A 15337-nucleotide genomic window follows, 5' to 3' on the forward strand; every position below is an offset into this window, starting at 1 on the left:
GATCAAGAGCTCTGGACGGAGCATGGAACTCGTAACCCATAGGAAATTCAAAAACGGCAGGTTGATGCCGTGGGGAAAAGGCACGGTCATCACCGGAGCAAAGGGATTTGTCTACCTCTGCGGCAATACGGCAACCGCCGAAAATTACGATCCTGCCGGAAAGAGAGGAGGGGGCTTCCCTGGCGATGCGGCGGCACAGTGGCGCGCAATTTTGGCGAACATCAAATCAGATCTGGAAGAACTCGGCAGCGCGCTCGACTATCTCATCCGGCTGACCTTCTTCATCAAGGGGCCATTTCCCGATGGCGGCGTTCTAAGTTCACCCAATTTTCGTCTCGACGTACGGGACGAGTTCTTTGCCGAGCATTGCGCGAAGCACTGCAGCTATAACAACCCGCCGCCCTCCGAGGTGATCGGGATTGCAGCGCTTGCGCAAGCCGACATCGATTGTCGCGGTGGCGGCGTTGCCTGACTGAAAAAGTTTTCGCGTGCAGCGATAGCTTAGTTGCCTTGGCTCTCGAGTGTCACTCCGGGGCTGTGGCCGGAGCCGTGTAACGTCGGCGCACAGCGTCAAGCACCCGCTTGCGGCTCTCCTGCGCCGACAGGGTCTTGTCCTCTTCCGCCTCGGCGGTTTCGCGCGCCAGGTCCTTGTCCCTGATCTGCTGTCGAAACCATTTGGAATAGTCGCCGGTGCGCAAGTGAAACTCCCAAGTCTTGTCGTCTATGCCCTCGGCGATCTGAGCGAAGATCATCAGATTGTGAGCCCTGAGGTTCATCGCATTGTCAGGGCCATGGAAATAGAAGCTGCCGGCTTCGTCGAGCTGGCCTTCGGCATATTTCCGGCTGTGCCGCTTGAGTGACTGACGTGGTTCCACCACCTTGACCGTCTTGACTTTCTTGCCCGCCTGCGGCCGCCAGAACAGCACGCGCGCGCCCTTGGGGCTGGGGATGTCCTTTGGCGGCTCAATGCCAGTCTCCTTGCAGAAGACCTTCACCACGTCCTTCGCCTTGGGGCCAAGCGCAATGATGGCTGTCACAAGGCGCAAGGCGTCTGTCGAGATCGCCTCGGGGTGAACGGTGATCAAGATTGTGCCCGGCAATTCCAATGAAAGGACCGCCCGCGTATCGTCGCGCCGCTTGGGCAGAAGATGGTGCGCTTCATCGATGACGAGCCAGTGCGGTCTCGCGGTGCGCCGGCGGAAACTGCTCAGGCCAGGCAGCAGGTCGGCAAAGAAATCCGGCCTCTCGTCGACGCGCAGGGCCAATCCGTTGACGACAATGTTGCTGTCGGCCTTGGCGATCAGATCCAGCACCTGCGCCTTTGTCGGCGCGCTTGAGCCGTCTCCCAGGCGAACGGCGCCTTCGAGGCCGTCATAGTCGCCTTCGGGATCGAAGACGCAGAACTGAAAACCACTTTCGACGAAGCGTTCCGTCAGCGCGGTGGCCAAGGTGGATTTACCAATGCCGGAACTCCCGGCAATGAGGATCGTGTCGCTCGGCGACAGGTAGACATCATCGCCGCCAGACGACCCAAGAACGATGCCGTCATGGCGCTTCGGCACTATCGCGTGATCACGCTTTATCAGCTTTGCGATCAATTGCTCCACGCCCTTGCCGCGGGCGCCACGCATGACCAGGTTGGCTGTATCCTTGACCGCCGGAATTGCATTGTCGACGGCGGCGCTGCAGCCACAGGCTTGCAGGAACGCGTGGTCGTTCTCGGCGTCGCCGACGCCGACGACGTTGTGCGGCGAAAGTCGAAGGTCCTGAAGGGCCGCAGCGAGCCCGGTGGCTTTGTTGATGCCGCTCGGCAGGATCATCACCGCGCCCTTGTTGAAGATGATTTCCAGTTCGAGACCCATCTTCTTGATGATATCGAGCACGGTCGCCTGATGGGGTTCCCAGGTCGCGACGATCGATCGCCCGACCGAAAGCGGCTTGACGCCCTGCCGCTTCAATCTGGCGACGAATTTGGGCTCGGGCGATGGGGCGATCACCCGCTCTTCCTCGCTGGCCGGCGTGTAGATCATCGCGCCATTCTCAGCGACGACCTTGTCGAAGAGGCTAAGCTCGGGAAAGACGCGCTTGAGATCGGGCAGTTCACGCCCGGTGACGAGAACCAGCTTGCGGCCGCTTTTCTTGAACCGCTCAAGCGCGGCGAGCGTCTTCTTGGCGACGATCCCATCATGAGCCAGCGTGCCGTCATAGTCTGCCGCCAATGCAATGAAATACATTCCGCCGACCCTTCTCGTTCCGGTTGCCCTGTGGCTAGAACGTGTGATCGAGACAAAGGCTCCCCACCGACCGGATCGTAGGTGGAGGAGGGGCGGTTCGCCCTCGGAAATCAGGAACTCCTTCGGTGCCGGTACGTTGACCAGACAAGCCGGGAACCGTCCCGGTCTTTGCTGGCGGCGTGCAAACCCCGTCGCCGAAATCCACACCAAGCGCAATGAAAGGTAAGGCCATGGGCTTCTTTTCGAAGGACATCAAGACACTCGACGATCTCTTCGTGCACACGCTGCGCGACATCTATTACGCCGAAAAGCAGATCGAGAAGGCGCTGCCGAAGATGATCGACAAGGCAACCGACCCGCAATTGAAAGCCGGATTTGAAAAACACCTCGACCAGACGAGAGGCCATATCGAGCGCGTCGAACAGGTGTTTGAGTTGCATGGCGTCAAGGCCAAGGAGGTCAACTGTCCGGCAATCGACGGTATTCTCGAGGAGGCCGACGATGTGAGCGGTGACGTCGATGACAAGGAGGTTCTCGACGCGGCGCTGATTGCTTCGGCGCAGGCCGTCGAACACTATGAGATGACCCGCTACGGGACGCTCATCGCCTGGGCCAAGCAACTCGGCCGCACCGACTGCGCCAATGTGCTGGCCAAGAACCTGAGGGAAGAACAGGCGACCGATCGCAAGCTCACCGAAATGGCGGAAAGCAAGATCAACCTGCAGGCAGCCGAATAGGGCTGCAATCCGGCCGGCTGGTAACTCGGCCGGCCGGATTGCTGGCAGGTTTCCACTCCGTCAGCGAGACGGGTCGACGCCCAAGGCCGTTGATTGCTTGCGCAGCGCCTCATCGTCATCCTGCGGCGCATGCCGAGCAGATCCTGCGATTTCCGTGTAGATGCGGTACGCTACACAAGTGAGCGCCACCATGAAAAGCAGACGGCCCATCCATCCTACTCCTTGCTCATGGATTTCATTCCGGCCATCCTCAGTACCCTCCGACGACCGGCAAGATTTCGCCGGTGATGTAGCTCGAGCAATGCGGCGAAGCGAGGAACACATAGGCCGGCGCGAGTTCTTCCGGTTGCGCGGGTCGTTTCATTGGCGTGTCCGCGCCGAATTTCGAGACGTCGTCGGCTTCCTTGTCCGACGGATTGAGCGGCGTCCACACCGGACCCGGTGCGACCGCATTCACCCTTATGCCCTTGCCGATGAGATTGCCCGACAGGGCCCGCGTGAAGGCATGGATGCCGCCCTTGGTCATCGAATAGTCGACCAGTTGTTTTGAACCGTCGATACCGGTTACCGAACCGGTGTTGATGATCGCCGAACCTGGCTTCATGTGCGGCACCGCTTCCTGCGCCATATGAAAATAGCCGTAAAGATTGGTCTTCAGCGTCGTGTCGAAATGTTCTTCGGTCAGCTCGCCGAAATCGCTGGAATGGATCTGGAACGCAGCGTTGTTGACCAGCACGTCGATGCGACCGAATTTTTCAACGGTCTCCATGACCGCCTTGTGGCAGTGGCTGCGTTCGCTGACATCGGCCTTGACCAGGATGCAGCGTCGTCCCTCCTTTTCCACCGCTGATTTGGTCTCTTCAGCATCCTTGTCCTCGGCCAGATAGACGATCGCGACGTCGGCGCCCTCGCGGGCGAACAACACCGCCACCGAGCGGCCGATGCCGGAATCGCCGCCCGTGATGAGTGCTACCTTTTGGTCGAGTTTTTTCGATCCGAGATAGTACGGCGCATCGTACAGCGGCTCCGGCTCTAGCGCCCATTCGTGCCCCGGTTTGGGCTGATGTTGCTCGGGGAAGGGGGGCTCGGGATATTCACGGGCGCCAGCCTGCATGGCGCCTTGCTGCTTCCCACCGCCTTTCGATTTGTCCTTGGCATCGACGCCACGTTGGATATGGCGCTGCTTGGCCGCTTCACCGGCTATTTCCGACTTCATCTGCATGATCGTCTCCTTGGCTTGGAGAGGAAACAACGCATGTCAGGCAAAAAGGTTTGCGCAAAAGATCGACTTGCCGAGAGGATTCCGGCCAGCGTTTGGCAACGCGTAACGACGACATCGCCAGCTGCACCAATTCAGCTGCAATGCAGCCGCGCCAGCCACCGCCGCGATGGGATCGAGCACCGGGGCTTGCCCGCTGCCTGCGCCGCCTTGGCGGCGAGCCAAACGTGATGATGTGGATTGGGAAGCTATTGCGTCAAACTGGCAAAGCAGCGCCATCCGGTCTACTCCGGGCGTAGCCGCCGGAATTCTATCTTGGCGACAGCCCATCGAGCAGGAAGTCGAGGCCTTTTCGGAAGGCGCCATCCCAATCGTTGTCCAACAGCAGACGAGAGCGTTCGATTGTCGGGTAGTGTTCGCTGAGGTGTGTAAGACGCTGCTGTGCGGCTGCCCTGTCTTCTTCCGAGAGGTCGAAGCTTGCCCGGGTGAGGGTGGCGCCCATCACATAATTCCAGAGCGACCATATCGCGGCGTTCAGATTCGCGTCGGCAACACCGGCTCTGGACAAGGTCTTGCTCAACATTTCCAGGCGGCTGAGAATGTTCGGGCCGAGCGCCCGGCGCGGCAACAGCGATGCCGACCAAGGATGGCGCAACATTCTGGCGCGCCAGTCTTCGAGCATATGAACGACGTCTCCACGCCAGTCCGGAGACTCACCTGTTTCAGGCGATCCGCGATGTTCGAGCACCGAATCGAGTGCTAGATCAAAGACATCCTCCTTGTTGTCAACGTGCCAATACAGGCTCATCACACCCGAGCCGAGGCGATCGGCCAGCCGACGCATTGTCAATCCGTCTATGCCCTGGGCGTCCAGCAGTTCCACGGCGATCGCCACGATACGCTCTCGAGACAGCGGCGGCTCGCTGCTCGCCTCCTGGATGGGTTGAAGCTTTGTCCGTTGCGATCGTTTGCTGGCACTGCGGGGTTTGGCTGCCATCTGTCTTCCTTGCTGGCCGAACGTCGATTTTGGCAGGCACCGTCAGGAATGTCGACGCTGATCGCTTGACTAGTACGATGTACCATACGATGACTCGTACATCGCACGATTCATCGTATGAGCGATCTGGTTTAAAGTTCATGCCGGCGGCGAGTGCGTTATTCGCAGTCAGCAGAGCCAGGAGAAATCATGTCACGCGCAATCAAGCATCTGCTTATCGGAGGGCTAATCATCATGACCATTGCAGTTCCCACTGCGTCGCCGGCGAACGAGTTCAAGCTGACCATCATCAATCCACAGACGCTCTACGACCCGTCGCCGAATGGCTACAGCACCGCCGTGATCGCACCGCGCGGAGCTCGGATTGCCTACATTTCCGGGCAGGGCGGCCAAGACAGCACAGGAGCCTTGTCACCCGATTTCGCCGTCCAGGTTAAGCAGGCCTACGCAAATTTGCATGCGGCGCTCGGGGGCATCGGCGCCAAGCCGGATCAGGTGGCGAAGCTCACGGTCTTCGTGGTCGACCACGACATGTCCAAGCTCGATGTGTTAACCAGGAACGTCAAGGACATGTTCGGCGAGGCGTTGCCGGCGCAGACACTGGTTCCCGTTCCCAAGCTTGCAATCGACCCCATGCTTTTCGAGGTGGAAGCCACCGTTATTCTGGAATAGGGAGCCTGATCGCCCCAACTGACATGGGGTCGAGCACGCCGCCGACAGCCGCGCGTTGGAACCACCAATTCATTTTGGCTCCCACGAAGCAAAGCCGTCACGACGCATACACTCTATTGCTATTGCCGCCGCATCCAAAAGTCGCATAAGATAGATTATGGAACTAACGCATCGGTCAAGAACTGGAAGCCGCACCTTTCCTTACGAGGCCAGCCGCGTTGGACGCTTGTGGCTGATGCGCGATGCCGAGCGCAAGAATCTTCGTGACTACCGCGGCGAAGAATGGGTCGTCCATGACGTCGCCGCTCAAGAAGCCGATGCCGTCGTGCGGCAGCATGCACGGCCGGGCTTTGCCATTTCCGTTGTGATCGCGAACGAGGATCCGGACGGGCCGACACGAACCGCCTACAAAGCTCTCGGCTACCGGCTGCTTCGGACCGAAGGTTTTTTCGTCCACCGGTTGCGCCGGATTCCGAGCCCGCCAGCGGTTGCGGTTGCTTCGGTCGAACGCGTGCAGACAGCCGAACGGGCGGCGGCGCAGTTGGGAAAGATCATCCGCAGACAGCCGATCCCGGATCATTTGCTCGGCGACAGCGCGCCGTTGCGCCAGTATGTGGCAGTCGATGGCGCCGATATCGTTGGGCGCGTGCGCAGCTTGGATGCCGTGGAAGCCACGTGGTGTTCGAGCATGTATGTCGAGCCTTCGCACCGGCGTCGCGGCATTGGCCAGGCTTTGATGTCGAAAATGTTGCACGACGATCGGGCGCGTGGGTCGAGGTGCTCGGTGCTGGCTGCAACCCACGCCGGGGCTCTGCTTTATCCCCGGATGGGCTACGAACGGATCGGAACGCTGCTGATATTCGCACCAATGAACCGAAAGCCTGTATGAAAGTCTATTCGCATCACGCTGATTCGTAAGGGATTTCAATCGCCATCCCATCATAGGCCGGCTCGACGTTGGCGGGTGTCTCGGCCATCACCGTGGCGTAGTCGAGCGGCACGTGCATATGTGTCAACACCGCATGTATCGGCGCCAGCCGCTCGATCCATTCAAGCGCTTCGCCAAGGGACAGGTGACTGGGATGCGTCCGGTACTGCAGCGCGTCGATGATCAGCACATCGAGGTCGCGCAGCCGTTCGGCGGTGGGTTCCGGAAAGTCGCTGATGTCGGGACAATAGGCGAGACCGCCAATGCGGAAACCGAGCGATACGATGTCGCCGTGGATCTGCGGCAGCGGCTCAAGGGTGAGGGTACCCCCCTCTCCTTCGATGACCACCGGCCTAGTGTGGTCGATGAGATGCGGCCTGACGATCGGCGGATAGGAACTGCCTTGCGGCGTCTCGAAACAGTATCCGAACGCTTCCCGCAACCGAAGCATCGTCGCCCTGTCGGCATGGACGTCGATCAGTTGGCGCTGATCGAGAACGAAACCGCGCAGATCGTCGATGCCATGGATGTGGTCGGCATGCGGGTGGGTATAGACGACCGCATCGACACGTTTAACGCCGGCCAGCAGCATCTGCTGCCGAAAATCCGGCCCCGTGTCGATGACGACAGTCGTGCGGCTGCCGTTCGCCGCGATCCGCTCGACGAGTGCGGCGGCACGCGTGCGCCGGTTCTTGGGGTTGTCGGGGTCGCAATTGCCCCAGTCGCCGGTGATGCGCGGCGTACCTGGGGACGAGCCGCAGCCGAGAATGGTGAGGCGCAGCCGGTCGGTCATCGTTCAGGCACTTTGCTCTACAGGCCGCGGCATCTTGCCGAACAGCCGGAAGAAATTATCCGTCGTCAGATCAGCGATTTCAGCTTCGCTGACGCCGATGGTTTCGGCCAGCACCTTGGCCGTGTGCGCGACATAGGCGGGCTCGTTGCGTTTGCCGCGAAACGGCACGGGCGCCAGATAGGGCGCGTCGGTTTCGACCAGCAGCCGGTCATGCGGCACATCGGCGGCAATGGCGCGCAACTCAGCTGAATTCTTGAAGGTGAGGATACCCGAGAACGACACGTAGCCGCCGAGAGCGACGCCAATTTCGGCGAGCCGATGTCCGGAAGAAAAGCAATGCAGGATGAAGGGGAAGGCGCCCTTCCCCGTTTCGGCCTTGAGGATCGCTGCCATGTCGTCGTCGGCGTCGCGCGAATGGATGACCAGCGGTAGGCCGGTCTCGCGCGCGGCTGATATGTGGGTGCGAAAGCCTTGCGCCTGCGCATCGCGGGGCGCTTTGTCGTAGAAGTAGTCCAGCCCGGCCTCGCCGATGGCCACCACTTTCGGGTGCGCGGATAGCCGCACAAGCTCCTCGACCGTGATATCCAGCTCTTCGGCCGCATTGTGCGGATGAGTGCCGACAGAGCAATAGACTTCGTCGAAAGTTTCAGCGATCTCAAGTACTTGCGGAAACCGCCTCACGCGTGTCGAGATCGTCACCATACGGTCGATTCCGGCGGCTAACGCGCGGGCGACGATGGCCGCCCGCTCCTCGGCGAAGTCGGGAAAGTCGAGATGGCAGTGACTGTCGACGAGCATCAGACGTTCGCGTCCGGCTGTTCGACATAACGTGGAAACACCCCTTCCGGTACGGGCAACGCAGTGCCGGGCACCAGCGCATGGTCAGCATGGACATGCGCGAAAGCGCGGCTCTCCGCCGGCACCGCCAACAGGTCGAGCAGTTTCGCGGCCGATCCCGGAGTGAAGGGTTGACACAGCACCGCCACGCGGCGCACGACTTCGGCGGTCGTCCACAGCACCGTTTCCATGCGCGCAGGGTTGGTCTTTTTCAACGCCCATGGTGCCTCGCCGGCAAAGTAGCGATCGGCTTCCGCCACCACGCCGAAGATCGCCGCCAGCGCCAGATGGATGCCCTGCTCGGCCATCGCCTTGCGCGCGATGTCGAGAGCGGCGACGGCCTGATCCAGGATTGCTCTGTCTGCATCCGTCAGGTCGCCGCGCTGCGGCACCACGCCGCCGCAGTTCTTGGCGATCATCGACAGCGAGCGTTGCGCAAGGTTGCCGAGGCCGTTGGCAAGATCGGCATTGGTGCGGTTGACGATCGCGTCATGGCTGTAGCTGCCGTCGTTGCCGAAGGGCACCTCGCGCAGGAAGAAGTAGCGCACCTGGTCGAGGCCGTAGTGCTCGACCATCGCGAATGGATCCACGACGTTGCCAACCGATTTCGACATCTTCTCGCCGCGGTTGAACAGGAAGCCATGCGCGAAAACGCGGCTCGGCAACTCAATGCCCGCCGACATCAGAAATGCCGGCCAATAGACCGCATGGAAGCGGACAATGTCCTTGCCGATGATGTGCGTGGCCGGCCAATAGCGCCATTGCTCGGCCTTTGTGTCGGGATAGCCGGCGGCGGTGATGTAGTTGGTCAACGCGTCGACCCAGACATACATCACATGTTTGTCGTCGCCGGGCACCGGCACGCCCCATTTGAAGGTGGTGCGCGAGATCGACAGATCCTTCAGCCCGGACTTGACGAAGCTGAGCACCTCGTTGCGGCGCTCGGTGGGACCGATAAAGTCTGGCTGGCTCTCATAAAGGGCCAGCAATTTTTCCTGATAGGCGGAAAGCCGAAAGAAATAGCTTTCTTCCTCGTTCCATTCGACGGGCGAGCCGAGCGGTTCGCGACGCACGCCATCCTCGCCGAGCGTCGTCTCGCTCTCGTCGAAATAGGCTTCCTGGCGCACCGAATACCAACCGCTATAACGGTCGAGATAGATGTCGCCATTGGCGGCCATCGCCTTCCAGATCGCCTGACAGGATTCGTAGTGGCGCGGTTCCGTCGTGCGGATGTAGTCGTCGTTCGAGCCACCCATCGCCTCGCTCATCGCGCGGAAAATCGCCGAATTGCGGTCGGCCAGCGCCAGCGGCGTTATGCCTTCCTTCTCGGCCGTTTGCTGCATCTTCAGGCCGTGTTCGTCGGTACCGGTCAGGAAGAAGACGTCCTTGCCGTCCAGGCGCTGGAAGCGTGCCAGGGCGTCGGTTGCAATGACCGTATAGGCGTGGCCGATATGCGGCTTGCCGTTCGGATAAAAGATCGGGGTGGTGATGTAGAACTTGTCGCGTGACATGAAGGAACCGTCATGAATGTCTGAATGGAAAGGCGTCGGTGGATATCGTATCGAGGCAGCATTTGCCATCCCGATCCAGGAAACCCAGTCACATTCGCATTGCAGAATTCAGGCGGTCGATCATGATCAGGGCGTGCTGCTTCTTGTCGAGATTGTAGGTATCGGTCTCAGATATAGCGTCCAGCGCCTCATGCCAAGTGTCGGACAACGTTTTGGCCCGTGCGAGATCGCCCGCCAGTGCTGCCTGACTTGCCGCGTCCGACAACAGGTCCAGCGCCCGGCGGTTGAAGATATCGAACTGGATCGCCTGATCGCGGCCAGCCACGGCTTCGGCGAGGCGAAACGCGCCGCCGACATCGCTCTTTCTGCCCGTGACCAGAGCGTCCAGCGTGGAGGCGATCTCCAGCCCGCCATACTGCGTCAGCAGGATGGCGTTGCGGGCGCTGCCCCCTGCCCGCCCGACCAGTGCCGCGCGAGCCGCCGGATCGTCAGGCGGCGCGAGCTCGGTCGTTTCCAGCACCGTCATCAGGTCGTCGGCGTCGAGCGGGTTCAATCGCACCACCTGACAGCGCGACCGGATCGTCGGCAGCAGGCTGCCCGGCGCGTGGACAATCAGGATGAACAGAGTCCGTGCCGGCGGCTCTTCAAGATTTTTCAGCAACGCATTGGCCGCATTGGTGTTCATGTCATCGGCGGGGTCGACGATGACGACCCGATAGCTGCCGTCGTGCGAGGTCAGCGACAGGAAGCGGCTGACCTTGCGTATCTCATCGACGGTGACGACTGTCTTGAAACTCTTGGTCTTGTCGTTCAGCGGCCGGGTCAGATGCAGCACGGAAGGATGCGCCCCGGTGGCGATCTGGCGAAACAGCGACGAAGCCGGATCGGGAGCGGCAAGGCTTTCCGGCGCCTGCGCAAAATCCGGGTGCTTCAGCAGATGATGCGCAAGGTGGAAGGCGAGCGTCGCCTTGCCGATGCCGACCGGTCCGGAGAAGATCAGCGCATGCGGCAGCTTGCCCGCACGATAAGCGGCGGTGAGCACGCCTGCAGCCTGGCCGTGCCCGACCAGAAGGGGCGTTTCGGCGGGCTCCGGCACGCCGTCCAACGTGTCGTGCTGTTCGGGTGCGATGCGTTCGAAGATCATGCCGGCGTTGCCTGCCTGTCGCGTGCCGGCGTTCTCGCCGCCAGTGCCGCGAACACCGCCGCGGTGACGACGTTCTCGACCGCGTCGGGCTCGGCGGCTGCGTCGACGACGATGCAGCGCTCCGGCTCGGCCTTGGCGATCGCCAGAAACGCCTCGCGGCGGGCCTGATGGATCGCCAGCGTCTCCTTTTCGAAGCGGTCGGCGACTGCCTCGGTGCCGCGCCGCAGCGTTGCGCGCCTCAGGCCTTCCGCCGGATCGATGTCGAAGATCAGCGTCATGTCCGGCATCAAGCCGTTGATGGCGACCTGCTCCAGCGCATCCATGAACGCCGAATCGATGCCGCCGGTGACGCCCTGGTAGACGCGCGAGGAATCGAGGAAGCGGTCGCAAAGCACGATGGAACCACGCTCGACCGCCGGCCGGATGAGCTGCTCGACATGATCGGATCGCGCGGCGGCGAAAAGCAGCGCTTCCATCTTCGGTCCGAACGGTTCGGCCGCGCCCGAAAGCAGCACATGCCTGACGGCTTCGGCACCCGGCGAGCCGCCGGGTTCGCGGGTAAGCAGCACATCGTATTTCTTGGCGCGCATCTTCCTGGCCAGCCGCTCGATCTGCGTCGACTTGCCTGCCCCCTCGCCGCCTTCGAAGGTGATGAAAAAACCGCGTGCCAACCGAGAGGCCTTCTTGTCCATGGCTGAATGGGATTGTAGCGCTCTAGATAGTCCGCGTTCGGCCAAACGTCCATGCCGTCAATTTTGCCCTTATGCATGTCGTTCCCCAAAACCATGGCCAGATTTGAGCGACATGCCTTAGCGCAGCCAGCCGACCGCCAGTTCTTTGGCGGCATCGAGGGCGCGCTGCGGCAGCGTGCCCACGCCGATCGATTCGGCGGCGAAAAGCGGTGTCTCCTGGCTGAGCGTATCGCCGATCCAGACGCGCAGCGCGCCCACCGGCTGCCCCTCCTCCACCGGTGCTGCAATCGGGCCGTCATAGACTATCCTGGCCGTCAGCTTGTCGCGGTTGGTGATCGGCAGGAAGATGTCGATCGGGCCCTTGGCCTTCAGCATCACCCCGGGCTTGGCGCCGCCAAAAACCTGGGCTTCTCCAACCACCTCGTCCCTGGCGAAGATTTCGGTCTTCTCGAACGAGCGGACACCCCAGTCGAGCAGCTTTCTCGCCTCTTCGGCACGCTCCTTGTCCGAGGCCAACCCGCTCATCGCCGCGATCACCCGTGTGCCGTTGTGACTGACCGTACCGACGATGCCGAAGCCGGCTGCCTCGCTCGCACCGACCGCCAGGCCGTCGGCGCCGATGTCCATCGCCAGCAGCGGATTGCGGTTCCTCTGCGAAATCTTGTTCCAGGTAAAATCCTTCTGGCCGTAATAGCGGTAGAAATCCGGATAATCGCGCCACAGGTGCAGGGCGAGCTGCGCCAGCTCGCGCATGGTCGTCTGTTGGCCATCCGCCGGCAGGCCGGTCGAATTGACGAAAGTCGACGTCTTGAGGCCGATCTGGCGGGCCCGTTCGGTCATCTGCGCGGCAAAATTGTCCTCGGATCCCGACATGCCTTCGGCGATGACGATGCAGCCGTCATTGGCCGCCTGCACGGTCACGCCCTGAATCAGGTCTTCGAGCCGGATCGACGACTTGAGCTTGGCGAACATCGTCGATGTTCCCGAAGGCGCGCCACCCTTGCGCCAGGCGTTTTCGCTGACAACGAACGTATCGTCGAGCTTCAGTCGACCGGACTTGATGGCGTTGAAAACCACTTCCATGGTCATCAGCTTGGCCATCGAGGCCGGCGGTATCGGCTTGTCGGCATCCTTGGAAAACAGCACCGTCCCGGTCTCGGCGTCGATCATGAAGGCCTGTGCGGCCTTGGTCTCGAACAGCTGCGCACCGGCCGGAGCCTGGAAAAACAGCAGCAGGCCAAAAACCAGAAGCCCAGCGAGCGGGAGCAAGCGCAATTGCATGATGTTCGACCCGTTGGCCGGCACCGCCGGCAAGCCCGCGAAAAGTATCGGGCTTTTTGCACGGCGGATCAACCGCGTCGCTGAAATCCAGCCTGGCTTGCGCTCAGTTGCGCACAGCCAGTGCATCGGGCGCGCCATGCGACCAGGCAGCCTGCAACATCTCGTCCAGATTGCGGTGGCCATCGGGATAGAGATTGACCGAATACCAATCCTCGCCGTCGAGTTCCGAACGCTGGATCTCGATCTTGCCGAAGGCGGCAAGCTGAGCGGCAATACGCTTGGCTTCTCCGGCATCCTCGAACGAACCGGCAGCAACGTAGTCGGTGGACGGACCGGCCGGTGGCGGCTGCCGCTTCCACGATTGGAGCACGTCGGCCGGCGACATGCCGTCGCCACCCATTGCGGCGAAGGCATTTGAGGCGCGTTCGACCCGCTCGTCGGCATAGGACAGCGAGGCCACGGCAAACGGTGATTGCGGCGGCAGATTGATCTGCGGGCGCTCCGGCACGATCGGGCCGAAATCCGGAAGCGCCAGATCGCCATAGGCCGAGGACTGCGTCGACATGACCGGCTGGACAGCGCCGGAATCGGTCAACTGGCCCGGAAACGGCACGGCGGCGGCGCCCGCAGGCAGGCTTGGCGACGGCCCGTTCATGGCGACCATGACGCCGGTCGGCAGTCCATCCGACGGGTCTGGCGCCCTGTTGCCGGGATGGTAGGAAGCCATCAGATACTGGTCGTCATCGCCGTCGAGCGGCGCGCGGCCGACATATTCGACCTTCACCTGAGCGGTGCCGGTGTTGGCATAGTCAAGCATCTGGGCAGCGCGCTCCGAGACATCGATGATGCGGCCTTCGTGATATGGGCCGCGATCGTTGACGCGAACGATGACCGAACTGCCGGTCTTGAGATTGGTGACGCGGGCATAGCTCGGCAGCGGCATGGTCGGGTGCGCCGCCGTTAGATGGGTCATGTCGTAGACTTCGCCATTGGCGGTAAGCCGGCCATGGAAGGCGTCGCCATACCAGGAGGCCAGGCCGACCTTGGCGTAGCGCTTGTCTTCCCGGGGGTAATACCACTTGCCGCGGACCTGATAGGGTTTGCCGAGCTGATCCCTGCCGCCGCCACGTTGGATGCGCCCATTCTGGGAGATCACACGCGGGCTTGCCTTCACGCCATATTCGGATTCGGCGAAATATTCCTTGGAGCGGGTCTTCTTGTAGACCATCGCTTTCGGCTCGGGCTGCGACGCACAAGCCGCCAGCAAGGCGGCCGACATGGCGAACAACGCGACTGCAGCAGCGCGACGAAGACGCGGTTGCGTCACAGCCTGCATTTTCCTGATGTCCCCTTCAGTCTTGACCTAGACGTCGTGTCCAACCGTCGAAGAAGCCGAAACACTCACCCGACCAATACAACGACGCCTTTGAACCCCGATCCTTTGTGCGCAGGAATTGCTTATCACGGTATTAACCGATTGTGGCTGCAACCGGGCAAGATTGTGGCGTCTCCACCGTGAAAGCCTTCTGAAAAGTAACGGTTTTCGTGCTTCCACGCGAGAGATGTGATGCCCTCTGCCACAGAGAGCCTGGCTTCGCTCCTGCCGCCCATGCCTGCCGTTGACCAAGCTTTGACGGGCAGCGGACCGACCGTCGGAACAAAGAAATGCGCCGCTAGTTTCTTCCGCAGGGCACTCGAACAGAAGGACGAGGATGATGAAAATGGCTTCATTGACAATCGCGATCGCAATGTCACTTTCTGCCGGGTCTGCGATCGCCGCATGCCCGGACAAGTCGGCTTCCAACGCAGGGACGGATTCCGAACAGACCGCCGGTATTTCGAAAGATGGAACTCATGCGCCTTTAGAGACCCCAAAAGCGTCGGATAGCGCGGGCAAGCCAGCCGCCAAGGATGGCGCCACGATGCCGTTGGCGGGCGCCGAAGGCGGCGGCGACAAGAATCTTGCAACCTCGCAGCAGGACATTGAGGCGCAGCAGCATGGTGATAAGGCCGCGGCGGCAAAGGCGGACGAAAGCTGCAAAGACTGAGGAACACGCAGGCCGGAGCCGATTTGCAGCTTCGGCCTTCCTCACGAGCAGCTGTTCCCTTGGCGAACTGAATTTTTTGGGGAAATGCCGCAGCTCTCCCAAGAGGTTGACCTATAGGGATTAACCCGCCCCGCCCGGTTGCAAGGATGGTTCTGGCGATAGCTGGACTGCGCCCTTGCCTGGGGCGCTGCATGGAAGCACTGCAGCGCCTCACAATCTCGGGCAACGCCCGCGGCGGGCTTCT

Annotated in this window: 16 protein-coding genes; 5 read left to right on the forward strand and 11 right to left on the reverse strand. The window is 61.4% G+C overall.

From position 1 onward, the window contains the following. Positions 1 to 22: 22 nt before the first annotated feature. Positions 23 to 472 (forward strand): RidA family protein, encoded by a 450-nt coding sequence (locus NKJ11_RS18730; RefSeq protein WP_352751005.1) that lies wholly within the window; start codon positions 23 to 25, stop codon positions 470 to 472. A 52-nt stretch (positions 473 to 524) separates the two neighbouring features. Here the strand turns inward: NKJ11_RS18730 and NKJ11_RS18735 are convergent, their stop codons facing one another. Continuing rightward, positions 525 to 2234 carry an HAD family hydrolase gene (locus tag NKJ11_RS18735; RefSeq protein WP_352793923.1) on the reverse strand — a complete coding sequence of 570 codons (1710 nt, stop codon included), beginning with the start codon at positions 2232 to 2234 and terminating at the stop codon, positions 525 to 527. Between the two features lie 230 nt (positions 2235 to 2464). Between NKJ11_RS18735 and NKJ11_RS18740 the strand changes: the two genes are divergently transcribed. Next, positions 2465 to 2971 (forward strand): YciE/YciF ferroxidase family protein, encoded by a 507-nt coding sequence (locus NKJ11_RS18740; protein ID WP_023811961.1) that lies wholly within the window; start codon positions 2465 to 2467, stop codon positions 2969 to 2971. 60 nt (positions 2972 to 3031) lie between these two features. Here the strand turns inward: NKJ11_RS18740 and NKJ11_RS18745 are convergent, their stop codons facing one another. The 3 genes from NKJ11_RS18745 to NKJ11_RS18755 all read right to left on the reverse strand — a co-directional run bounded on the left by NKJ11_RS18745 (position 3032) and on the right by NKJ11_RS18755 (position 5187). Next, a complete protein-coding gene (locus NKJ11_RS18745; protein WP_023811960.1) occupies positions 3032 to 3181 on the reverse strand; it encodes a hypothetical protein in 150 nt (49 codons plus the stop codon). A 40-nt stretch (positions 3182 to 3221) separates the two neighbouring features. Beyond that, positions 3222 to 4193, reverse strand: coding sequence for an SDR family oxidoreductase (locus NKJ11_RS18750; RefSeq protein WP_023811959.1), 972 nt, complete (start codon positions 4191 to 4193; stop codon positions 3222 to 3224). Between the two features lie 307 nt (positions 4194 to 4500). Further along, positions 4501 to 5187 carry a TetR/AcrR family transcriptional regulator C-terminal domain-containing protein gene (locus NKJ11_RS18755; RefSeq protein WP_023811958.1) on the reverse strand — a complete coding sequence of 229 codons (687 nt, stop codon included), beginning with the start codon at positions 5185 to 5187 and terminating at the stop codon, positions 4501 to 4503. A 189-nt stretch (positions 5188 to 5376) separates the two neighbouring features. On the opposite strand from NKJ11_RS18755, the gene NKJ11_RS18760 reads away from it, so the two are divergent. Together NKJ11_RS18760 and NKJ11_RS18765 are read left to right on the forward strand one after the other, a co-directional pair. Then, on the forward strand, positions 5377 to 5859 hold the full coding sequence (locus NKJ11_RS18760) for a RidA family protein (protein ID WP_023811957.1): 483 nt from the start codon (positions 5377 to 5379) through the stop codon (positions 5857 to 5859). A gap of 235 nt (positions 5860 to 6094) precedes the next feature. After that, positions 6095 to 6748, forward strand: coding sequence for a GNAT family N-acetyltransferase (locus NKJ11_RS18765; RefSeq protein WP_352630685.1), 654 nt, complete (start codon positions 6095 to 6097; stop codon positions 6746 to 6748). A 13-nt stretch (positions 6749 to 6761) separates the two neighbouring features. On the opposite strand, the gene NKJ11_RS18770 is transcribed toward NKJ11_RS18765, so the two are convergent. The 7 genes from NKJ11_RS18770 to NKJ11_RS18800 form a co-directional block, all read right to left on the reverse strand. After that, positions 6762 to 7580 carry an MBL fold metallo-hydrolase gene (locus NKJ11_RS18770; RefSeq protein WP_023811955.1) on the reverse strand — a complete coding sequence of 273 codons (819 nt, stop codon included), beginning with the start codon at positions 7578 to 7580 and terminating at the stop codon, positions 6762 to 6764. A 3-nt stretch (positions 7581 to 7583) separates the two neighbouring features. Next, positions 7584 to 8378 (reverse strand): TatD family hydrolase, encoded by a 795-nt coding sequence (locus tag NKJ11_RS18775; protein WP_352677692.1) that lies wholly within the window; start codon positions 8376 to 8378, stop codon positions 7584 to 7586. After that, positions 8378 to 9928 (reverse strand): methionine--tRNA ligase, encoded by a 1551-nt coding sequence (metG, locus tag NKJ11_RS18780; RefSeq protein ID WP_352793925.1) that lies wholly within the window; start codon positions 9926 to 9928, stop codon positions 8378 to 8380. The genes NKJ11_RS18775 and metG overlap by 1 nt, the downstream gene beginning before the upstream one ends. Positions 9929 to 10016: 88 nt before the next feature. Further along, on the reverse strand, positions 10017 to 11072 hold the full coding sequence (locus tag NKJ11_RS18785) for a DNA polymerase III subunit delta' (RefSeq protein ID WP_352793927.1): 1056 nt from the start codon (positions 11070 to 11072) through the stop codon (positions 10017 to 10019). Further along, on the reverse strand, positions 11069 to 11743 hold the full coding sequence (gene tmk / locus NKJ11_RS18790) for a dTMP kinase (protein WP_352793929.1): 675 nt from the start codon (positions 11741 to 11743) through the stop codon (positions 11069 to 11071). Before tmk ends, NKJ11_RS18785 begins: the two co-directional genes overlap by 4 nt. 138 nt (positions 11744 to 11881) lie before the next feature. Next, positions 11882 to 13045, reverse strand: coding sequence for a D-alanyl-D-alanine carboxypeptidase family protein (locus NKJ11_RS18795; RefSeq protein WP_352793931.1), 1164 nt, complete (start codon positions 13043 to 13045; stop codon positions 11882 to 11884). A gap of 103 nt (positions 13046 to 13148) precedes the next feature. Then, positions 13149 to 14381 carry a septal ring lytic transglycosylase RlpA family protein gene (locus NKJ11_RS18800; protein ID WP_352793933.1) on the reverse strand — a complete coding sequence of 411 codons (1233 nt, stop codon included), beginning with the start codon at positions 14379 to 14381 and terminating at the stop codon, positions 13149 to 13151. 385 nt (positions 14382 to 14766) lie between these two features. Between NKJ11_RS18800 and NKJ11_RS18805 the strand changes: the two genes are divergently transcribed. Beyond that, positions 14767 to 15093 (forward strand): hypothetical protein, encoded by a 327-nt coding sequence (locus NKJ11_RS18805; RefSeq protein WP_352793935.1) that lies wholly within the window; start codon positions 14767 to 14769, stop codon positions 15091 to 15093. The last annotated feature ends 244 nt before the right edge of the window (positions 15094 to 15337 follow it).

Origin of the sequence: Mesorhizobium sp. M0243 (assembly GCF_040321775.1) — a bacterium.
Lineage (GTDB): Bacteria > Pseudomonadota > Alphaproteobacteria > Rhizobiales > Rhizobiaceae > Mesorhizobium.